This is a genomic window from Flavonifractor sp. DFI.6.63 (genome assembly GCF_024462255.1).
GTDB classification, from domain to species: Bacteria; Bacillota; Clostridia; order Oscillospirales; family Oscillospiraceae; genus Lawsonibacter_A; species Lawsonibacter_A hominis.
The window spans coordinates 61817-80393 of sequence record NZ_JANGBE010000002.1 but is presented as its reverse complement, the minus strand read 5'-3'; the positions used below and the strand labels follow the sequence as shown (position 1 = coordinate 80393).

Here is an 18577-nt window from a genome sequence, read left to right as displayed (position 1 = left end):
ACCGTTGTGAAAATTATGAGGCACTGAAAACTATGAAATATGAAGACTATCATCTACCCAGCGGAGTAGACCTTTCTTCCATCACCTATGAGGATATTCGCTGGCAATACGGCGTATTCCGCTGTAACAGCACGGGCTCCGGCCGGTATAAAAAGCGTTTTCCGTGGGACGGTGTAAAAACCAATCTTGGGGAGATTGAAGAAAAGGACTGGTGCAGGCTGGCGGAGGCTGTCATCGAACGCGATGGGGAGGCACATCTGCTAAAGCATCTGATCCAATGGTGCAGCGAACACAATTATATCGGGGCATCAGCCGCTGAACTGCGAAAAGAAGCCCTTCAGCTACACATTGACCGGGTTTTCGACAATCCGCAATGGGGCGGCTACCTTCCTTTCAATAAGAGATACCGTCCAGAAGTCTGGCGAGCCGCTCATATCGTATATGTGCGGAACGAATGCTGCCATAAGATTTCCCCCGTTACACAAGAGCAGATCGACCATGCGTACAACGGGACAATCCCCTGCCCACACTGCGGAAGATGGAGTGAATTCATCGTTTTGGGAATCCGGCTTCAGCCGGAGCCACTGGTTCCCTGCTTGAGTTGTGATTGTCATGATCCTGATATGGGCTGTACCATGCCCAGCATTGATAAGAGTTACGCCTGCCCTTTGGTAAGCTGTGATGATGAGCAAACGGAGGTGCTGGATGAGTAGGTATCTGAAACCGCGGGACCATGGTTATTTGATGGAGGCGGCAGCCTGTACAAAGGTGCTGGAAGATCTGCGCCGCATAGAAGCAAAATATGCCCGGACGGTGGAGAAAGAAGGCGCTGTCCGGCAGGCTGAATTTGAGAAAGTGATGCAATACCACAGCGAGCGGGAACTCCAGGATGACTTCGGATGGGGTTTCATCACCGAGGCTCAATACGACCGGTACCGGCTTCTTTTTCAGCAGGGGCAGGCTGCCATGGAGCAGCTGCCGCCGACAAAGAGCGAACTGGCTCTGCGCCTGGTGCGCCGCATCATGGCGGATATTGACGCAGATCGCCGGGAGTGGGAGTTTTCTGCACTCTCCCCGGAAGATCAGCAAGCGGAACGGGCACGGGCCGAGCAGTCGCAGAAAGAGTGGAAGCGAAAAATCGCGGAGCTGAAACGGAAGCGCGGTATCATCGAGGCCAGCGAGGACATGGAGGAAGGGTGATCACCATTTCGCGTACAGTCTATCAAGGAGGATATGGATGATGGAAATCTTCAAAAGCCAAAAGCCTGCAGTTTGCGGTACTGCCAAGCGGCCCATCCGCCGTTGGCTGCTGCCGCCTAAAAAGCAGCAGGCATATCGCTTTTATTCCACCGCTCATTTTCATGTTTACGAGCGGTGCCGTCATTTTCGACGCGGATAATAAAGGCACATTTATTGATGAATCAAGGGGACTTGCTTTTTCCCCATCAAGGGAGGAATGGACTATGATTTATAAGAAACCGGGTGAGAAATTCTCACATGAGAACATCACCTACACAGTAGGCAGCCGCGTCCTCGCCAATGAAGCGAGTGAGTACAGCGGGCTCTTCGGGCGCATCCTTCAAATTCGCACAGATGATGACCGGGAAACTGAAAATGATACGCCGGACATCTATTGTGAATTTGACCCGCCGTGCCTTTCCGCTGCCCGCCGCGCACTGGAGCAGACTTTTTCTGAACTCTATGGTGCGCCAAAGCGTGTGGAGGATTTAGGGCTGGAACTGGTCATCATGGCGCCTGAAATGTTGACGCCTCTGGCCGTTCCCGAGCAGGCGTATCCCCAAGGTATGCTTTATGTCGTCGTCTCGCACTGGGCCACTGACGGGGAATTTGGCTCTTATGAGGCTCCGTTCACTAATTTAATGGATGCCCAGCGGCAATTTCATGACGATCTGAAAAACGAACTGGAGAGCGGCTGCGTTGAGAAATGGCGTGAAAAGAGTCAGTTTGCAGAGGAAGAAACCGCAGAAAGCTATGAGTGCTATCTGGATGGGGAATACTGCGAAAACCACTTTTACCTCTCCATTGAAAAACGGCCTCTGCCGCTGGCTCCTGAATTTATACGCACCGTGGCGGCAGTCTATGAAGATGAGTGCGCACGGGAGGATTTTCTTGATAAAGCTCAAGCTTTGCCGGAGTATCTGGCTCTGACAGAAGATCAGAAAAAACAACTGCTGCACAATGCGGACATCAAAGGGCGCATCAGCCACTACCTGGATCTCTGCGATACCTATTGGGAGTGTTACTGGGATGCAGTATCCAAGGCCGCACAGGATATTTTACAGGATGATCAGCAGGCATCCCCACAAAAGTAATTTCTATTGTGAAATGGAGGAAAACTATGGACGAAAAAGAATTACGCAAGGCACTTGAAATTCATTTGGATACCCTTCGGAGAAATCTGGAAGTCGTATCGCTGGAAGTGCTGAAAACAAAGTACCAAAAACCTTATGAAGAACTGCGGGGGCAAATCTGCAAAGCGGCCACCGAATACACCCGTCATGTAGCTCTATGTGATATTCGTATCCGGCGCAGCCTGTTTGACGAGGCCAAAACCTACATTGATGCAGCAATTCAGCAAACACAGTGCCTGAAAAAGATTTCCGAGGCTGCTTTTCAGCGGCAGGATATGGACGAAATTGCAGCCCTGGCCCATACCTTACGAGAGGAAATTGAAAAATCTCTTCACTATTTCTATCTCGATCACATGTGCCTGCTCGTTACCCGCGAGTGCATCGACGATCCCAATAAGGTCCCGGAGATTTACAACAAGGCAACTTCTTGTGTTTGGCGCGATGGTGCGTGGCTGTTAATGGAAGATACCGAAACGGCCATTTTACTTTCCGCTCCCATCATCAACGAGCTGCCTCCTGCAGAAGCTGCCGCATAGATGATACAGCACTCCCTCAAAGACGATTGGTTCCCGTGGCCTTCTTCAATTAAGCATCCTACTCGTTGCATTTGCACATGATATGTAGTATAATTGTAGTGCAAGGAGGTCGATTATATGGATACCAATATGACATTTAGAATAGATAGTCAGGTCAAAGCGCAAATGGCCGCCATCTGCGAGCAGCTGGGCATATCCACATCCACCGCATTCAACATTTTTGCAAATGCCTTTGTCCGCAATAATGGAATGCCGTTTCCCTTAACTCTTAACACACCATCTGCAGAAATTTCAAGGGAGCAGATGTTGGCGGATACCGATGCGGTTTTAAGTTCTTTCGCTGACGACTATAAGAGGATGGCGGAATGATTTGGGTGACGGTTGAAGATGTTATCGCCGTCCATAGCAGGATCATCAAAGCTTCAGGTGGGTTGGACGGTATTCGGGACCGAAATAGTCTGGAAGCCGCAGTCAATGCTCCGTTGCAAACCTTTGCCGGTTTTGATCTTTTTGAAACGGACCTTGCGAAAATAGCCAGAATAGGGTTTGGACTGGCCTCCAATCATGCCTTTCTTGATGGTAACAAACGGATTGGCGCAATGATGACGCAGTTGCTGCTGAAATGGAACGGCTATGTTCTTGAACTGAAGCCCGGCGAACTTGCGGATATGTTTATCTCTATTGCAAATGGCAGTGCGGGAGAACACGAGCTGCAAGCATGGATCATTCAGCACCTAAAAGATTTTTCTGATTGATCTGCCAGTATTGTATCATTGATACTTTCAATGTTGCTCCACAGAAATAAAACTCTACACTTTTTCTTATTTGACAAATGCCTTGCTATTTGGCAAGGGACACTATCACAAAGGGATCGACAAACAGCGCATTTGCTGTTTGCCGGTCCCTTGTTTTTTAGGAGGATTTTTTGATGAAACTAAAACATCCCACGCATGATCCGAAACCCATGGACGCCCTCTCCTACTACCTGCAAGTGCAGCGGGAGTATGCCCTCGCTCGTGAAGGGTATCTCAGGATTGATGAAGCCGATGATACTTACAATGACTTAAACCGCAAAATAATTGATGCCTACCGTGAACGCTATGGTACCGCCTATTTAGGCCGTATCAACTACAGTGGGAACCAGAGACAGCGGATTGCTGATGGTACTGAAAGCGTCTTTGAAGCCTATACCGGGCAGCCGCTCTATAACTTTTGCTGTGATTTCTGTGTATCAGCTCCAGACCGTACACTGGAAGAATTGATTCGGCACTGGAATAATGCGGATATTCCCTTATCTGAAAAGAAAGTTGATACCATCATGGAGCGTATTCAGGCATTATGCGGCCAGACTTTCATCTGGTATTAACAGAAAGGGCGGTAACCGATGAACTATATCGTCTATGGGAAGAAAATTGGAGACCGCTGTTATGGCGCTATAAATTTGCATGAAGGGAAAGTTGGAGTCGGCCTGGTTTATGCTACGCTGATCCCAGATTGTGACCGCGCCAAGATGTATGCTGACAAGCTGGCTGAGATGGTGCCCGGTTTTATCTTCCAAGTTCGCGGCGCCGGCACTCGCAAGGTCTACTATGAAAGGGCCGGCAAGCCGGAGGAATCGGTATGAGCGCCGGGGAGCCTTCTTTTCTTCTCTGGCTCCGGGAGGTCGTTCAGCCGCAAGCAGACCCCCGTTCCGGGAATGCCGCGGCGCTGGATGATTTCTCGCCGGATGGAATGCGGGAATATTGCTATCCCAAGGAGTTTACGGTGTCCGGCGACGCCTATATGTGGTCGGTTTCAATCGCCCACACAAAGGGGCGGTATCTCTGCACCCACTACGAAATTTGGTTTTTCGGGCCAGCGTTTGGCTCCGGCCAGAGAATCGCCACCGGCAGCCCTACCAAAGCCAAAATACGGCGCGGTCTAAGAAAAATCTATGATTATTACTACGGAGGAAACTCGAATGAAAACGATCCAGCTCACTTTTCTGTTTGAAGACACAGGCTTCTGCAAGGATGTGTTCCAATCTGTAAACCAGCCCTATTACTACTGCAACCGTGATACGGTTGATGGCACATGGTACACTTCTACCCCGGATGATTATCAAAATGATTGCCGCATCCGAAAGGATGTTATCATCGAGATCATCTCGGATGGGCAGGTGATCGCTCTGGATGGAAACGGGGACTTCGAGGGAAAAAAGCCATTCATCCCCTTCTATACCTTTAGGGAACAACTGGCACAAGCGTTCTTGAATAAACACCCGGGGGTCCACAGTTATGAAGATATGAAGCAAAAGCTCCTGTCCCTGCCGGGCGGGGAGGCTTACGCCAACCCAAGCAGTTGTCCGGATAACTGGATTTTTGCCCTTGATTTTGGCAATGAAACCGAACAGGTCCTGGACTCCGCCGGTTGGATGGGCCGGAAGTACCACATCCTCGCTGTCCAGTACACGCACAAGCCCACCGGCTTTGTATTCACAAATTATCGTTTTCGGGCGGCAGCCCTCCAGCCGAATGCCTCCAGCCATGACCTTTTGCTTTACGATTGGCAGGAAGGCCGCTGAAGGAGGGAGGTTAGTTTATGGGAATGTTGCTCATCCGAGAATTGAATGTCAACGGCTGCGGCGATTTTGCCGATGTGCTGGTCCAAACTGACCAGCCGGTAACGCCAGAGCAGATGAAAGAGCTGCACCACGAGCTGACACGCCTTAACAACGAACAGGAGTGCCCAGATACGGATGATGTGGTGGAAGAAGCCGTGAAAAACACTTTAGGCGAGACGGCCCGGTGTATCGGCTATGCCCTTCTGGAATATGGAGGGGGCGGCCACCCCTGCGATGAAAAATCCCGTTGACTGCCTTTGTTGAAGCATCGGCAAGCATTTGCATCAAATCCAAAAGGAGAATCACTATGAATATATTGCATGATAAATCTTCTGTCAAAAGTTCCAGCGCAAAATGGATTGACCGGGGTTATGCCCGGGAAGATGTCCATTCTCTCAGACTCCAATATGTCTACACCCCGGAGCAGCGGGAGGCAAACCGTCAGATTTGCGATGCCGGCCCTGATGAGGCGCATCGTAGGATCAGGCAGGCTGCCGAGTCAAAAAATGCTGTGATGGCCTCTGTTATGGCGGCCATTGCCAGGGAGTTTATCTGCTATCAGTATGAAGCTGAAGATCCGGCGCCTTATGGAAGTTCCCGTTGGGAATTGTTTTTCTGGTGCAACGACTTCAGCAATACACTTCACGGCTATGGGTTGTCCGGGCGTGACTATTCGTATTTCACACTGTCCTTTAATTTAGCCCAAACCGTCGAACAGCGGGCGGCAGTCTGCGGGCGTGTCCTGCAGTTTTTAGAAACCCGCTTTCATTCAAACCCTAATCTTGAGGTTGCGGTGCAGTACACCACATGGTACGACAAAGGAAAGATCAAAGCGGACGCCAAAAAGATGCAGCATCTTCTGGATGGCCGTCAGTACACCTATGGCACCAAGGAAGGCAAATTTGTTGTGGAGAATGGTCAGCTTCTCTTCCACCCCAAGTATGCCAAAAAATATAACTACCGTGTGGACGATTCTGATATTCTCGCTATATGCTGGGAACTGGATCTGACGCCAAACATCAGTACAGCTCCGGCCCAAAGGCCAATGCCGGCCATGGGTAGGCAAGGGCCTATTACCTTCCCTTATGAAAAGTACGGCTCCACACATCCCATCCAGCTAAAGGTATCCGCCTATATGGACGGCAACCTGGCGATTGCCATGCACACATGGGAAAATGGCTATGCGGAGCCCTGGGCCTCTCTGACGGTCAATCTGGACGGGGAACGGGGGAAAGACTGCGCGTTCATCGATACCAATGGTGACGCCGATTTCCCGGTCTGGCTGATCCGCCACGGATTGGCTATCCCTACCGGGGCAACGCAGCGCAGTGGTTACTGTGAGTATCCAGAGTACCGCTTCCGGGCAGACCGCCTGCGTGAACTGGACCCGGAGGGGTACGCTGAATATCTATCATTGCAGGAAGGGAGGCGCAGCGCATGAAATACAAAAAAATCTATGAAGTTCTGGAACAGCGCGGTTCTAGCAGTCCCGACTTCCGCTATTCCGATTATAGCGGGTGGCGTTCCTACTATCGTTCCTATATGGATCGCCAGCGTCCACTTTGGATTGTAGCCGAAGACCCGTCCGCTGGCAGACGACTCTGGATTACTCAGGAGCGTTCTCAGTTGAGCATCACGGTAGGACCAATGGATCATGAGAGGCGAAATCACGGCCATGCTCATACCATTTCCTGTAGAAATCAAGCGGATATGTGTGCCACACTGTACAAGCTCTTTGAAAGCGCGGCGGGTGCCGCCTAATGTACGAATGACCCGAAATCTTTAAGATTCCAATAGGGCCGTCAAAGGCATCGCCTCTTCCCCGCTCTCATACTGCGGGGACAGGCGCACAGTTTTATAACCATAACCAGGGGGCTGTCCTTGCAGTCCCCTGGTCTAGTTCACGGAGAGATTATGAAACCAATACCATTTAAAATGAAAGGAACCGAATATGCACTAACTGTTAAAATCGCCACCTATCCAGAAGGTAATCTTGCCATCAAACTCTATCAAGAGAGCTTCGGCCAGCTGGTCTTCTGGGACAGTCTGACCGTCAATCTGGGCGGCTTACGCGCCAAAGATTGCGGCTTTATCAACACCAAAACCACCGGCAAGCGGTATCATGCCTGGATCAAGCGCAACGGTTTAGGCGAGCGCACCGGGCAAGTACGGCTGGAAGACGGAACAGAATATGTGGAATACATCTTCAACACTCAAAAACTGAAAAAACTGGATCTGGACGGGTACACCTACTATTCCCGCCGGTTGAACGGCGAGCTTGGCAGATGGTATATGCGGTTGTATATCGCCCTGCGCCGGCTGGCAAAACACATACCAGGATTTCATTACACCGATTACAGCGGCTGGCGCCGTTTAGAGGGTTCCTCTGATACGCTTCCACTATGGATTGAGGCGGAAGACCCAGCTCATCACCGGCATTTCACCTTTGAGCATCACGGAATCTCGCTGCGTACCATCATCACCGACTGCGATACCCAGACTGTGAAGAACAGCCTATATCTCCGCCGTGAGGACATGGCTGCTGAATTGCTGGCATTGTTCCAGGAAGAGCTTCCAGTCTACCAGCCCTGGTCAAAGGAGCGGCATTGGAAAAGCGACACAAGACATGATCCATCCCTTGCTCAAACATTTCAAGAAACTACCAATATTCGTCAAAAGGCAATGAAAAGGAAAACCGGAAGAAGGAGTAAAAAATTATGAAAATCAAATTATACCCCAAAGAATTACTGGAAGCCGCTTGGAAGCAAGACAAAAAGCTTTATGCTCATGACGATGCAGCGGCCCCTCCCAAATGCCTGCGGTGCGGTGCCCCTCTGGCAGCCCACCTGATGGTCAACGCCCTCAGTCGATACGCGGATGTGCAGATCTGTGAAGCCTGCGGCATGGATGAGGCCCTTCGGGATGCCGCCCATACGCCCCTGCCCCTTGTGGAATGGGATGCCGTCAAGTCTGGACACCTGAAGAAAAAAGCGGAAAAGTCCATCTGTTATCTGGTGCAGAACTGCACTTTTTCAGAAGTATTCAAGCACACCTACAAGCCTCCAATGCAGCTCATCGAACGCCCCGTCAACGAACTTGCTTATTCCCGTTCGGATTACGATGGATACCGCTGGTGGACAACCTGGCACAATGAGAGCGGCAAAAAGACGCCGCCAGAGTTGGTAAAAGAAATCGATGAGTTTCAAAAAGCCCTATTCAAGTTGCCGGCCTTTAAGACGCTGGAGACCATGAAACGCTTCTGCCGATATGCCGAGACTACCAGTGATCCGACTGAATTTAACCTCTATTCTGAAACGGCACATTTGTACATCCGGATTCGGCTGATCACTCGGTTTCGGGATTACAACGCCTATATCTACTACTATGATAAGGCTACCGCTGGAGAAGAGCAATGAAATTACAATAAGCATTTTGCAGAGATTCTTTTTGGAGCGATCTGACAAAAAGGAAATCGTGGTAGGGTAAGTCTTACCGCAGTGTGGCCTCACCCGTAAAGGTGAGGCCCATAGGTTATATCGGAATAAGCGCACAGCAGCATCCAACTACTGCTGTGCGCTTATTTTTTCGCTTGGGAACATTTTGTTTGAACTCACGGGAAAGGCCCCGAGATCAAAAGGTCTCGGAGCCTTTCTCATAAATTCAAATTCGGAACAGTTTGATGGCTCGCATCAATGTAATGCACTGCTCCTGGTATAGATCCTCATCCAGCCGGCCGTCAATTACAGAATATTTGAGCAGTAAGGGCCGATACATATTCAAAATATCGGTAATTGACTCCAGATCACCTTCTTTTGCCCGAAACAACAGTTGTTCAAATATCATGTTTTTCCACCCCCTCAATACTTTTTCTCAACTTTTGAACAGCACGGTAATAGACTGCAGCTGCGCCTTTATAAGTCAGGCCCAGTCTTACACCAATCAAGTCAAAAGGGCAGTTGTCCAAAACATGCGACAGGAACACATACCGCTCGCGTTCATTCAACCGCTTGAGTGCATAGAAGAGCGCATTACTTTCGATCACATCCCATAGAGGAAGGTGCTCTGTAACCTCTTGTTCCAAAGTCTGTCCTGTGGTATAGGTTGTATCGGTCAGTATTTCACTGTTGCTGTATTGGTTGAGTGTGTTCAGGTAATCGCGCCGTGTGCGTTTTACTGCCTGGATTAAGTAACCTGTAAATCTGATTTGCAGTTCTTCCTCTATTTGTCCATTATTTCGATACCGCATGGTCTTGTCCTCCAAATCGTTCAAGAATTTTTGGGAATCTTGAACATTTGGAGGGGATCGGCACCGAACTAATGGGCGTCTTCGTGTTCTATATAAAACAACACAGCCGACCACACACCACAAAGGTGAGCAATCGGCTGTGTGATACACATAAAGAAGTCCGTCACGACTTCCGACGCCCGCAGGAGGAGGCTTGTCGCTTGTCTTGTGATGTTCCCGCCCTGTCCTCCGAAAAGGGCGGCAGAAGAACCATATTCGATAGTAAACTGTGTGTCGAAATGTAAGCAGATGGGCGACGAACCTTTTTATGTGCATGGTTTTCAAACTTTCCATGCGCATTTGGCTCCTTGCCATCTGAACCGCACTTTGCACACGAACCTGCATTGCCCATTAGAGCGGGCAGCAGGTCTGCCAATGATCCAGGTTCAGTAATTTGATTTTTTGTAGAATTTTGTCGGGAATTAAAAGAAAAGGCGGCCTCATTCATTTAAGAATAAGACCGCCTAACGCAACTTGAAATTCCCTCTGCTATTTCGATTTTTAGTTTTCATACACATTCCTCCCGTTTTCGAAAATTGCCTATATGGTTAGAATTTATCTCCATTGTATTCGGTAAATCTGACCAAATTCTGACTAAGTTTTCACTTTTTCCATTTTAATTCCAATTTTCAACACGGCAAAAGGGAACAACCTTCATTGATCAACAAAGGCCGCTCCCTTTTACTTCTACTTCTCAAAGCGATAAGCATACCCATGCACAGTTTGAATCGCATTGATATTTAGTTTTTTCCGTATCTTGTAGATCCGGCTGGTGACGCTTTCGAGGCCGGAAGCAAAGTCATCAGACATTGCATATTGGTAAAGCTGCTCCCGGGTAAAGGTCCAGCCGGGGTGTAAGGCCAGATAATATAAAATATTGAACTCCATTGTAGTTAACTCCACAACTTGTTCATTTACATAGACCCTGCGTTGGTTTGGATCAATACGCAAATTCCCATATTGCAGTACAGCTACCCCCATCAACAGCTTCACCTCCCGCGACTATTTCTTTTTGTCCATACTTTGCTTTAGATGCCGAAAGCTATTCTCGCTGATCACATGCTCCATGCAGCAGGCCTCCTGTTCCGCTGTTTTTGGATCGACACCCGCCTCCGTCAACAAGCGGGTAAAGAAGCAGTGTTTCTCATAGGTCTGCTCGGCTACCTCACGGCCCACATCAGTCAGGCGGAGAAAGAAGTCCTCGTCTATGGTGAGGAAACCGCCCTTTTTTAAGGTTGCTACTGCGTGGCATACACTGGGTTTAGACACCCCCATGTGCCGGGCCACATCCACGGAGCGCACCATGCCTTTCTCTTTCTGGAGCATCAATATAGCTTCCAAGTAGTCCTCGCCGGACTGGTGCAACGACAAACAAATCTGCCCCCTTTCCTTTGGAAACACATCCTTTGACAAGGAGCCGGTCTTAGTAGGCCGGCTCCTTGTCTCATATTCTGCTAGTCCATCACTCCGCCGGCTGGATCAGCCGCACATCAAAGAACATGGGCGTGCTGGAAAAATCATAGCCTGCGATTTTGTCAGTGTTGTAGACGATCATATCCTTGACAAACAGCAGGGGCAGATCCAATACATTGTCGTTGTCGAAGTTCAGCAGTTCATCGAAAATCTCCTGAACCCTGGCACTGTCATCCGTAGTCTGGAACTCCTCGGCGCTCCTGTGTTAAGTTCGCTTGGGATTTTTGGGAAACCATCCCCGCTCTACCCGCCGTGCCTGTTCTTTCAGTTCCCGGATGCTCCAAAGAAAAGCCACGCCCACAAGCCCCAAAAGAATAGAGAGCAGCCCATGTGCAAACAGCGCCAAACCCAGGCAGATCAGCCCGCACAGGAGAAACAGCGGCCAAATCTTTTGAGAAAAGTGGTATTCACACCAGATTACCAGCGGATGAAAGGTTCCAATCACCAGCAGAGAGGCCGCTCCGACTGCGATCCCCTCAAAATTCAATTCCATAGAAGTCCCTCCCCAGCCCATGATACAACGGAGTCCGGCAGGCAGATAAGCCGCCGCATCAAGCCTCCAGCTTCCAACTGTTGGCCTGGGTCCGAACATGAACAAAGTCGGCATACAGGCCAGGTTGGGCGATCAGTTCCTCATGAGTACCCCGCTGGACAATGTGCCCGCCATTGAGGACCAGGATCTGGTCGGCATTGCGCACCGTTTTCAGCCGGTGAGCGATTAGAATCAGGGTTTTTCCCTTTGTCAGAGAGGAGATCGCGGCCTGGAGTTCCGCTTCATTCTCGGGGTCTACGCTGGCCGTGGCCTCGTCCAGAATTACGATGGGCGCATCCTTGAGCATGGCCCGGGCGATGGAAATGCGCTGCTTCTCACCCCCGGAGAGAGAACCGCCGCCCTCTCCCAATACGGTGTCATAGCCATCCGGCAGGGCCGTGATAAAATCGTGGCAGCAGGCGGCCTTGGCAGCGGCCACCACCTGCTCATGGGTGGCGTCCGGGCGGCCGAACTTGATGTTGTTCTCCACGGTATCGTTGAAAAGATACACCGACTGAAACACCATGGAGATGTTCTTCATCAGGCTGTCCAGCTTGTACTCCCGCACATCATGGCCGCCTACGGTAATCCTTCCGCCCTGAACATCCCAGAAGCGGGCGATAAGATTGCACAGAGTGGTTTTGCCGCCGCCGGAGGGACCTACCACGGCGGTGGTGCTGCCGGCGGGGACTGTAAGGCTCACATGATCCAGAATGGTCCGTTCCCCATAGGAGAAAGAAACATCCTCAAACCGGACAGAGGCATCCTCCGGACGGAGTTCCGCCCCGTCAATATCCATCACCGGCGTGTCATCAATGGAATTGGCCTTATCCATAGAGGCGCCCAGCATCTGGAGATTGTCCGCCATATTGCCGGCGCTCTCCAGTTCCGCGTAAAGCATGAAAGAGGCAACAAGCATCAGCAGGCACCGGGTCAGAGGCAGGCTCCCGCCGGAATAGAGCACCAGGGCACACACAGCCAGCGCCACGGCGAACACCCGCACCGTAATCTGCCGCAGGCCCATCCAGGGGGCTACGGAGTGTTCCAGCCCCAGGGCCTTTTCACAGCTTTCATCCACGGTTTTCTGCACAGCCTGGCCGCTGTCCTTATCCAGGCCGTAAGCCTTTACCACACTCATGCCCTGGATGTACTCCAGCACCGCCTCCACCAGCTTCATCTGGGCGTGCTGGCGGGCAGGCCCCGTCTTGAGCAGAGACCGCTGGCTCAGTTCCGCAACCAGCAGATAGGCAAGAATCCCCCCGATAGCCAGCAGGCCGAGCCGCCAGTCTACAAGCAGGATTGCCAGACTCATGGCCAGAGTGTTGAGGAACCCGCCGATGACGCTGACCAGGCAGCGGGCGGCGTTATTCTCCACATCTCCCAGTGTGGTGGTGACTACGGCGGTAATGTTGCCCAAGGAGTTGTCATTGAAGTAGCCCATGGGGATGTAGCGCAGCCGGTCTCCGATATGGACCCGTTTTTCCGCCACCATGAAGTAGCCCGTCTCTGTCTCCGCATTGGTGGACCAGTAGGAGCAGGCGGTCCGTCCCGCCACAGAGACCAGCATGACGCCGATCACCGGCCATATGCTCAAGCTCGCGCCGGCCACCAGGATCTCCAAGGTTAGCATCAGGGCCCAGAACTGGAACGCGGTGAACACAGCCCCCAGGAAAGCCACGAGCATGGATTTTTTCAAAAGACCTCTGCGGCTGCCCGCAAAGGCGGAAATTTTCCGAAGTACGCTGAACATCTCTTATTCCTCCTCTCCGTCCCGGACGCCCAGATAGGACTGCCACATTTGCCGGTACAGCGGGCAGGAGGCCAGCAGCTCCTCCTGCTTCCCCTGGGCGGCGATCCGGCCGCCTTCCACCACAACAATGTTGTCCGCTCCGGCCACCGTGCCCAGCCGGTGGGCAATGACGATCAGCGTCTTGCCCTCCGTCAGCCGGGAGATAGCCTGCTGAATGACCGCCTCATTCTCCGGGTCGATGCTGGCGGTGGCCTCGTCGAGAATGACGATAGGGGCATCCTTCAGCATGGCGCGGGCAATGGAAATGCGCTGCTTTTCGCCGCCGGAAAGGTGGCCGCCGCCCCCGCCGCAGATGGTGTCGTAGCCCTGATCCAGTTGGCGGATGAAATCATCGCACCCGGCAGCCTTGGCTACCGCCTCGACTTCCGCATCGGTGGCGTTCAGGCGGCCCATGCGGATGTTGTCCCGCACCGTGCGGTCAAAGAGGTAGTTGTCCTGAGATACATAGGCAATCTGGCGGTTGAGCTGCTCCAGCGGGATCTTCCGCAGATCCACACCGCCCAAGGCGACAGAGCCGCCCGTCACATCCCAGAAACCGGCGATGAGCTTGGCGATGGTGCTCTTGCCGGAGCCGGAAGGGCCCACCAGAGCGGTGACCGTCCCCGGCTGGATGTCCAGACTTACATCGTGGAGCACTTCACCGTCCTCCTGCTTGTAGGCAAAGGACACATGATCCAGCCGGATACCCAGCCCATTCAGCTTCGTCTCTGCCGCGGGGCGCTCCAGCTCCGGAGCCTCCAGAATGGCGGAAATCTCACCCACATTGGTACCCACCACCGCCAATTCGTCCACAAAGGTCATGGCTGATACCAGAGGACCGGTAAGCCCCAGGGACAGCACGACGATGGTGAGGAATACGGCGATGCTCAGGCTTCCGCTGCCCCACATCAGCAGTCCCACCGGCAGGACGGGCAGCAGCACCGAGGGGATGACCGCCTGCATGACCGCCATATACTTCTGATTGTCCGCCATCCAGTCCACATAGTATTGGGCGTTCTCGGTCACGGCATCGGAGTACCGCTTATAAGACCCGGCGGACTGGCTGAACGCCTTGACCACCTGGATGCCTCCCACATACTCCACGATGGCATTTGCCATGCGGCGGCCCACCTCCACGGCGCCCTGCCAGCGGGCGGCGTAGGTCCTGCCGCTCTGGGAGGCTACTGCGAACCCGATCACCGTGGTCACCAGGGAGGCGAGCCCCATTCGCCAATCCAGGACGAAGATATAGACCGCGATGCTCACCGGCACCAGCAAATTGGAGGTCATCTCCGGCAGCAGATGGGCCAGAGTGGGCTCCATCCCTTCCACCCGGTCAACAATGGTGGTCTTGTACTGGCCGGAGGGCGTGTCTAGGATCGTCCCCATGGGCACCCGGCTCAGTTTGGAGAGCAGATTTTGCCGCACACGCCGCAGCGTGTGATAGGTGGCCGTGTGGGACAGGCTGGTAGACCATGTGGAAAACAGCGCCTTTCCCGCATAGCCTGCCAGGGCCAGACCGCACCAGGGCAGGCACTCCGCAAGGCCGCCTCCTTCCAGCAGCAGCCCGATCATGGCAGCCACGCAGAAGTATGGCACCATACCGCAGGCCACCCCCAGCACCGCCAGGGATACCGAAGCATAAAATCCGCCGTGCTCACCACTTGCCCAACCCCACAGCACAGCAAAGGGTGAGGGCGCTTTCTTGTTATCCATAGCTTAAAACCTCTTTCTTATAGTTAGTAAGTGCTAACTTAAAATCAAAAGGAAAACCCTTTATTCAAAGGGTATTCCAAGGAGACGGAACCAGCCCGCGGAGTAAAAATTCCGCAGGTCATCCATATAAACCATCGCTTTTTCCCGTGGCATATCATGGCGGATTGTTTCAAACATGCCGTTGAAGAGTGCGGTGGACATGATGTGGATCAGCTCATCATCCAGACGGCGAATGGGATAGCCAGCTTCCACCATTCGATCCACCAGAAGCCGTCCAGAGTGATCCTCAATTTCCGCCAGGGTATCCAGGTAATGCTCGTACTTTGTCCCGGAGGAACAGCAGGCGATGAGCTTGAATGCGTCAAAGTGGTCGTAGAGAAAGTCCATCATCCAGGAGGCTTCCTTGTCCGGCACCTCCGGGAGCTTTTGAAGCTGCTCCTCCAAACTCCTGCCGGCAAAGGTCTGCTGAAGGGTCCGATAACGCTCTACCAGCTCTTGGGCTGGCTCTCTCACCAATCCGTCAAACAGTGCCTCCTTGTCCGTATAGTAGCGGTAAATCGCTCCAGTTGTTACTCCAAGAGATGCTGCTATACTTTTTAAGGATGCCCCCCGGAAGCCGTTCTCCATAAACTCGCGCTTCCCGGCTTCCAGCAGATCCTTCCGCAGTTTTTCGTTTACAGGACGCATTTCGTTCACCTCTTTTCGATAATCATATTATTCAATAACGATATTATCTTAAATCAAACGATTGTATTTGTCAAGCCACAATTATAACGGCTGAACCGTATGCGGGTCGGTGTATTCTATTCATTAAACAAAAAACGCAGCTGCCTTGGTTGGCAGCTGCGTTTTTATTAAGTATATGCTATTACAATCACCAGTGTCTCTTACTTCTCAAAGCGATAACCGTATCCGTGTACCGTTTGAATCGCATTGATATTTAGTTTTTTCCGTATCTTGTAGATCCGGCTGGTGACGCTTTCGAGGCCAGAGGCAAAATCATCAGGCATCGCATATCGGTAAAGCTGCTCCCGGGTAAAGGTCCAGCCGGGGTGTAAAGCCAGATAATATAAAATGTTGAACTCCATTGTGGTCAACTCCACAACTTGTTCATTTACATAGACCCTGCGTTGGTTTGGGTCAATACGCAAATTCCCATATTGCAGTACAGCTACCCCCATCAACAGCTTCACCTCCCGCGACTATTTCTTTTTGTCCATACTTTGCTTTAGATGCCGAAAGCTATTCTCGCTGATCACATGCTCCATGCGGCAGGCCTCCTGTTCCGCTGTTTTGGGATCGACACCTGCCTCCGTCAACAAGTGGGTAAAGAAGCAGTGTTTCTCGTAGGTCTGCTCGGCTACCTCCCGGCCCACATCGGTCAGACGAAGGAAGAAATCCCCGTCCATGGTGAGAAAGCCGCCCTCTTTCAAGGTTGCTACCCTCTTTCAAGGTTGCTACCGCATGACACACACTGGGTTTAGATACTCCCATGTGTCGGGCCACATCCACGGAGCGCACCATGCCTTTCTTTCTCTGGAGCAACAGTACGGCCTCCAGATAGTCCTCGCCCGACGCATGGAGTTTCATTGGGATACCTCCCTTATTTCAGATGGATCGCCGCAACATCCACATGGTTTGGAATACTGTTGAAAGTATAAGATTCAATTACTTCGTTGTTAAATACGGCATATTCGTTTCTGTAATTGAGCGGAATCACCACACTGCTCTCATTGGCGGAGTCCAGCGCCGCAGTATAGATCTCCTGAACGACCGCGGGATCGTCTGTATTGTAAAGCCCGCCAATCAATTCCTTGGCTTCCTCGTCGCTCATGGTAGCCAAGGCCTTTGCGACCTGCGGATCGGTAGAGTAGATACCGCTGGGGTCAGCATAGTCAGTAGACGGATACATATTTGCCACGAAGGTGTATGGGTCATAAGGGAACCAGTAGCTCATGTAGGCGGTCATCTCGTAGTTGTCCTCCATGAACACCTGCTGCATGAAGGCCATCAGGTCGATGGGATTGGTCTTGATCTCAATTCCCAGTTCGGCCATAGAACTCTGGAAAAAGAGCACCATGTTGTCATAAACGCCCGTAGAGGGGTAGGTGATCGTAAAGGAAAGCGCCGTTCCGGCCTTCTCCCGGATGCCGTCCCCATTGGAATCGACCCAGCCGGAGTCCTCCAGCAAGGCAATCGCCCCATCCATGTCGTAGTCCGGGGTGGACACCGTGGCGGTGCAGTAGGGCATATCCGCAGGCATCACCGAATCCGCCTTTGTACGCAGACCGGAGTAAATATTCTGCGCGATAGATTCCTTGTCAATCGCCATCTGGATGGCTGTGCGGACATTCAGATCATCCAGCGGCGCCACCTCATCGTTCAGCGCGATAAATTCCGTCACAAAGTTAAAGTCAGAGATCACGCCGGTGATTCCCTCCACTTGAGACAGCTCCAGATAGGAATTGGCGTCCAGCGTATCAGACCCCATGATGAAGTCAACCTCGCCGGCCCGCATGGCGGCAACCTTGGACTCTGGAATCACCTTTACGGTAAAGCGGTCTACATCCGGCTCCTCGCCCCAATAGTTCGGGTTTTTCACAAAGGTGTATTCCGTTGCGGTTTCATTCACGCTCTCAAACATATACGGGCCGGTGCCTGGAGTGTGGGTCATCAGGTATTCGGTATTCAGAGAGCCGTCCTCATTGAATGCTGCTGCGGAAAGGATACCGCGGGGCATCACCATGGAAAGATCGTTCAGGACATTGTAATAAGGCCGGCTCAGGTGGAAGGAGACAGTGTACTCGTCATCCACTGTGATTTCAGTGGTCAGCATGTCAAGCTGACCATAATTGGCACTGGTGCCAATTACCGGCTTCATATTGTCGAAATAGAGCTTGACCGCCTCAGCATTGAAGGCGGTGCCGTCATTGAACTGCACATCGTCCCGCAGATGGAAAGTATAGGTGAGGCCGTCATCCGAGGCAGCCCAGTCTGTCGCCAGGCAGGGCAGGTACTCACCGTCCCGGTATTCGACCAGTCCCTCATAAAAATTGTTCATGTAATAGGTGGCCTCATAGGACTGCACGCCGGGGGCAAATCCCATGGAGAAATTGGCGCTTTGCGCAATGGTGATGGACCGTTCCTCCTCGACGGCAGGCGGTGTTGAGGAAGAAGCAGGGCCTGGATCATTTGCGGTGTTTCCGCAGCCGGCAAGAAGCATGGCGCTCATAACGCCGGTCAGCAGAAGGGACAAGAACTTTTTCATGCTG

The 18577-nt window shown here is 52.0% G+C and carries 27 protein-coding genes and 1 pseudogene; 16 read left to right on the top strand and 12 right to left on the bottom strand.

Annotation, left to right across the window (positions count from 1 at the left end; all coding sequences use genetic code 11):
- Positions 1-32 precede the first annotated feature (32 nt).
- From NE547_RS01310 to NE547_RS01235, 16 genes are all read left to right on the top strand, one after another.
- The gene (locus tag NE547_RS01310) at positions 33-713 is read left to right on the top strand and encodes a hypothetical protein (RefSeq protein WP_208074642.1); all 681 of its coding nucleotides are present in this window, start codon (positions 33-35) and stop codon (positions 711-713) included.
- Positions 706-1200: an adenylosuccinate lyase gene (locus NE547_RS01305; protein ID WP_208074641.1), complete on the top strand. Its 495-nt coding sequence runs from the start codon at positions 706-708 to the stop codon at positions 1198-1200. The genes NE547_RS01310 and NE547_RS01305 overlap by 8 nt, the downstream gene beginning before the upstream one ends.
- 37 nt (positions 1201-1237) lie before the next feature.
- Positions 1238-1399, top strand: coding sequence for a hypothetical protein (locus NE547_RS01300; protein WP_208074640.1), 162 nt, complete (start codon positions 1238-1240; stop codon positions 1397-1399).
- Positions 1400-1463: 64 nt separating this feature from the next.
- The gene (locus tag NE547_RS01295; protein ID WP_208074639.1) at positions 1464-2333 is read left to right on the top strand and encodes a hypothetical protein; all 870 of its coding nucleotides are present in this window, start codon (positions 1464-1466) and stop codon (positions 2331-2333) included.
- Between the two features lie 26 nt (positions 2334-2359).
- Positions 2360-2908, top strand: a complete 549-nt coding sequence (locus tag NE547_RS01290) for a hypothetical protein (RefSeq protein ID WP_009258022.1) — start codon at positions 2360-2362, stop codon at positions 2906-2908.
- A 117-nt stretch (positions 2909-3025) separates the two neighbouring features.
- Entirely contained in the window at positions 3026-3277 is a 252-nt protein-coding gene (locus tag NE547_RS01285) for a type II toxin-antitoxin system RelB/DinJ family antitoxin (RefSeq protein ID WP_009258021.1), read from the top strand.
- Complete coding sequence (locus tag NE547_RS01280; RefSeq protein WP_009258020.1) at positions 3274-3663, top strand: type II toxin-antitoxin system death-on-curing family toxin; 390 nt, start codon at positions 3274-3276, stop codon at positions 3661-3663. Before NE547_RS01285 ends, NE547_RS01280 begins: the two co-directional genes overlap by 4 nt.
- Positions 3664-3836: 173 nt before the next feature.
- Positions 3837-4274 (top strand): hypothetical protein, encoded by a 438-nt coding sequence (locus tag NE547_RS01275; RefSeq protein WP_024729847.1) that lies wholly within the window; start codon positions 3837-3839, stop codon positions 4272-4274.
- An 18-nt stretch (positions 4275-4292) separates the two neighbouring features.
- On the top strand, positions 4293-4532 hold the full coding sequence (locus tag NE547_RS01270) for a hypothetical protein (RefSeq protein ID WP_191230093.1): 240 nt from the start codon (positions 4293-4295) through the stop codon (positions 4530-4532).
- A complete protein-coding gene (locus NE547_RS01265) occupies positions 4529-4900 on the top strand; it encodes a hypothetical protein (RefSeq protein WP_024729845.1) in 372 nt (123 codons plus the stop codon). Before NE547_RS01270 ends, NE547_RS01265 begins: the two co-directional genes overlap by 4 nt.
- Complete coding sequence (locus NE547_RS01260; RefSeq protein WP_256174558.1) at positions 4869-5471, top strand: hypothetical protein; 603 nt, start codon at positions 4869-4871, stop codon at positions 5469-5471. The genes NE547_RS01265 and NE547_RS01260 overlap by 32 nt, the downstream gene beginning before the upstream one ends.
- 17 nt (positions 5472-5488) lie before the next feature.
- Entirely contained in the window at positions 5489-5761 is a 273-nt protein-coding gene (locus tag NE547_RS01255) for a hypothetical protein (RefSeq protein ID WP_256174557.1), read from the top strand.
- 56 nt (positions 5762-5817) lie between these two features.
- Positions 5818-6951 carry a DUF4313 domain-containing protein gene (locus NE547_RS01250; RefSeq protein WP_256174556.1) on the top strand — a complete coding sequence of 378 codons (1134 nt, stop codon included), beginning with the start codon at positions 5818-5820 and terminating at the stop codon, positions 6949-6951.
- The gene (locus NE547_RS01245) at positions 6948-7271 is read left to right on the top strand and encodes a hypothetical protein (protein ID WP_256174555.1); all 324 of its coding nucleotides are present in this window, start codon (positions 6948-6950) and stop codon (positions 7269-7271) included. Before NE547_RS01250 ends, NE547_RS01245 begins: the two co-directional genes overlap by 4 nt.
- A gap of 153 nt (positions 7272-7424) precedes the next feature.
- Complete coding sequence (locus NE547_RS01240; RefSeq protein WP_256174554.1) at positions 7425-8231, top strand: DUF4313 domain-containing protein; 807 nt, start codon at positions 7425-7427, stop codon at positions 8229-8231.
- Entirely contained in the window at positions 8228-8926 is a 699-nt protein-coding gene (locus NE547_RS01235) for a hypothetical protein (RefSeq protein WP_256174553.1), read from the top strand. The genes NE547_RS01240 and NE547_RS01235 overlap by 4 nt, the downstream gene beginning before the upstream one ends.
- Before the next feature lie 244 nt (positions 8927-9170).
- Here the strand turns inward: NE547_RS01235 and NE547_RS01230 are convergent, their stop codons facing one another.
- From NE547_RS01230 to NE547_RS01175, 12 genes and pseudogenes are all read right to left on the bottom strand, one after another.
- The gene (locus NE547_RS01230; RefSeq protein ID WP_256174552.1) at positions 9171-9353 is read right to left on the bottom strand and encodes a helix-turn-helix domain-containing protein; all 183 of its coding nucleotides are present in this window, start codon (positions 9351-9353) and stop codon (positions 9171-9173) included.
- A complete protein-coding gene (locus NE547_RS01225) occupies positions 9343-9756 on the bottom strand; it encodes a sigma-70 family RNA polymerase sigma factor (RefSeq protein WP_024729839.1) in 414 nt (137 codons plus the stop codon). The genes NE547_RS01230 and NE547_RS01225 overlap by 11 nt, the downstream gene beginning before the upstream one ends.
- Before the next feature lie 726 nt (positions 9757-10482).
- The gene (locus NE547_RS01220) at positions 10483-10776 is read right to left on the bottom strand and encodes a winged helix-turn-helix domain-containing protein (protein WP_256174584.1); all 294 of its coding nucleotides are present in this window, start codon (positions 10774-10776) and stop codon (positions 10483-10485) included.
- A gap of 21 nt (positions 10777-10797) precedes the next feature.
- Entirely contained in the window at positions 10798-11166 is a 369-nt protein-coding gene (locus NE547_RS01215; RefSeq protein ID WP_024729836.1) for a metal-dependent transcriptional regulator, read from the bottom strand.
- Positions 11167-11257: 91 nt separating this feature from the next.
- On the bottom strand, positions 11258-11380 hold the full coding sequence (locus tag NE547_RS01210) for a hypothetical protein (protein ID WP_256174551.1): 123 nt from the start codon (positions 11378-11380) through the stop codon (positions 11258-11260).
- Between the two features lie 93 nt (positions 11381-11473).
- Entirely contained in the window at positions 11474-11761 is a 288-nt protein-coding gene (locus NE547_RS01205; RefSeq protein WP_256174550.1) for a DUF4491 family protein, read from the bottom strand.
- A gap of 58 nt (positions 11762-11819) precedes the next feature.
- Positions 11820-13550 carry an ABC transporter ATP-binding protein gene (locus NE547_RS01200; RefSeq protein WP_256174549.1) on the bottom strand — a complete coding sequence of 577 codons (1731 nt, stop codon included), beginning with the start codon at positions 13548-13550 and terminating at the stop codon, positions 11820-11822.
- Positions 13551-13553: 3 nt separating this feature from the next.
- A complete protein-coding gene (locus NE547_RS01195) occupies positions 13554-15305 on the bottom strand; it encodes an ABC transporter ATP-binding protein (RefSeq protein WP_256174548.1) in 1752 nt (583 codons plus the stop codon).
- Between the two features lie 60 nt (positions 15306-15365).
- Positions 15366-15992: a TetR/AcrR family transcriptional regulator gene (locus NE547_RS01190; protein ID WP_024738452.1), complete on the bottom strand. Its 627-nt coding sequence runs from the start codon at positions 15990-15992 to the stop codon at positions 15366-15368.
- Positions 15993-16192: 200 nt separating this feature from the next.
- The gene (locus NE547_RS01185) at positions 16193-16486 is read right to left on the bottom strand and encodes a winged helix-turn-helix domain-containing protein (protein WP_195456970.1); all 294 of its coding nucleotides are present in this window, start codon (positions 16484-16486) and stop codon (positions 16193-16195) included.
- Positions 16487-16507: 21 nt separating this feature from the next.
- A pseudogene (locus NE547_RS01180) lies at positions 16508-16895 on the bottom strand (metal-dependent transcriptional regulator).
- 13 nt (positions 16896-16908) lie between these two features.
- Positions 16909-18573: an ABC transporter substrate-binding protein gene (locus tag NE547_RS01175; RefSeq protein ID WP_256174547.1), complete on the bottom strand. Its 1665-nt coding sequence runs from the start codon at positions 18571-18573 to the stop codon at positions 16909-16911.
- Between the last annotated feature and the right edge of the window lie 4 nt (positions 18574-18577).

What these genes read in the sequence shown, in the direction of transcription:
- NE547_RS01310 (WP_208074642.1), top strand. Translation starts at nt 33, where the DNA reads ATGAAATATGAAGACTATCATCTACCCAGCGGAGTAGACCTTTCTTCC.
- NE547_RS01305 (WP_208074641.1), top strand. Translation starts at nt 706, where the DNA reads ATGAGTAGGTATCTGAAACCGCGGGACCATGGTTATTTGATGGAGGCG.
- NE547_RS01300 (WP_208074640.1), top strand. Translation starts at nt 1,238, where the DNA reads ATGATGGAAATCTTCAAAAGCCAAAAGCCTGCAGTTTGCGGTACTGCC.
- NE547_RS01295 (WP_208074639.1), top strand. Translation starts at nt 1,464, where the DNA reads ATGATTTATAAGAAACCGGGTGAGAAATTCTCACATGAGAACATCACC.
- NE547_RS01290 (WP_009258022.1), top strand. Translation starts at nt 2,360, where the DNA reads ATGGACGAAAAAGAATTACGCAAGGCACTTGAAATTCATTTGGATACC.
- NE547_RS01285 (WP_009258021.1), top strand. Translation starts at nt 3,026, where the DNA reads ATGGATACCAATATGACATTTAGAATAGATAGTCAGGTCAAAGCGCAA.
- NE547_RS01280 (WP_009258020.1), top strand. Translation starts at nt 3,274, where the DNA reads ATGATTTGGGTGACGGTTGAAGATGTTATCGCCGTCCATAGCAGGATC.
- NE547_RS01275 (WP_024729847.1), top strand. Translation starts at nt 3,837, where the DNA reads ATGAAACTAAAACATCCCACGCATGATCCGAAACCCATGGACGCCCTC.
- NE547_RS01270 (WP_191230093.1), top strand. Translation starts at nt 4,293, where the DNA reads ATGAACTATATCGTCTATGGGAAGAAAATTGGAGACCGCTGTTATGGC.
- NE547_RS01265 (WP_024729845.1), top strand. Translation starts at nt 4,529, where the DNA reads ATGAGCGCCGGGGAGCCTTCTTTTCTTCTCTGGCTCCGGGAGGTCGTT.
- NE547_RS01260 (WP_256174558.1), top strand. Translation starts at nt 4,869, where the DNA reads ATGAAAACGATCCAGCTCACTTTTCTGTTTGAAGACACAGGCTTCTGC.
- NE547_RS01255 (WP_256174557.1), top strand. Translation starts at nt 5,489, where the DNA reads ATGGGAATGTTGCTCATCCGAGAATTGAATGTCAACGGCTGCGGCGAT.
- NE547_RS01250 (WP_256174556.1), top strand. Translation starts at nt 5,818, where the DNA reads ATGAATATATTGCATGATAAATCTTCTGTCAAAAGTTCCAGCGCAAAA.
- NE547_RS01245 (WP_256174555.1), top strand. Translation starts at nt 6,948, where the DNA reads ATGAAATACAAAAAAATCTATGAAGTTCTGGAACAGCGCGGTTCTAGC.
- NE547_RS01240 (WP_256174554.1), top strand. Translation starts at nt 7,425, where the DNA reads ATGAAACCAATACCATTTAAAATGAAAGGAACCGAATATGCACTAACT.
- NE547_RS01235 (WP_256174553.1), top strand. Translation starts at nt 8,228, where the DNA reads ATGAAAATCAAATTATACCCCAAAGAATTACTGGAAGCCGCTTGGAAG.
- NE547_RS01230 (WP_256174552.1), bottom strand. Translation starts at nt 9,353, where the DNA reads ATGATATTTGAACAACTGTTGTTTCGGGCAAAAGAAGGTGATCTGGAG.
- NE547_RS01225 (WP_024729839.1), bottom strand. Translation starts at nt 9,756, where the DNA reads ATGCGGTATCGAAATAATGGACAAATAGAGGAAGAACTGCAAATCAGA.
- NE547_RS01220 (WP_256174584.1), bottom strand. Translation starts at nt 10,776, where the DNA reads ATGGGGGTAGCTGTACTGCAATATGGGAATTTGCGTATTGATCCAAAC.
- NE547_RS01205 (WP_256174550.1), bottom strand. Translation starts at nt 11,761, where the DNA reads ATGGAATTGAATTTTGAGGGGATCGCAGTCGGAGCGGCCTCTCTGCTG.
- NE547_RS01200 (WP_256174549.1), bottom strand. Translation starts at nt 13,550, where the DNA reads ATGTTCAGCGTACTTCGGAAAATTTCCGCCTTTGCGGGCAGCCGCAGA.
- NE547_RS01195 (WP_256174548.1), bottom strand. Translation starts at nt 15,305, where the DNA reads ATGGATAACAAGAAAGCGCCCTCACCCTTTGCTGTGCTGTGGGGTTGG.
- NE547_RS01190 (WP_024738452.1), bottom strand. Translation starts at nt 15,992, where the DNA reads ATGCGTCCTGTAAACGAAAAACTGCGGAAGGATCTGCTGGAAGCCGGG.
- NE547_RS01185 (WP_195456970.1), bottom strand. Translation starts at nt 16,486, where the DNA reads ATGGGGGTAGCTGTACTGCAATATGGGAATTTGCGTATTGACCCAAAC.
- NE547_RS01175 (WP_256174547.1), bottom strand. Translation starts at nt 18,573, where the DNA reads ATGAAAAAGTTCTTGTCCCTTCTGCTGACCGGCGTTATGAGCGCCATG.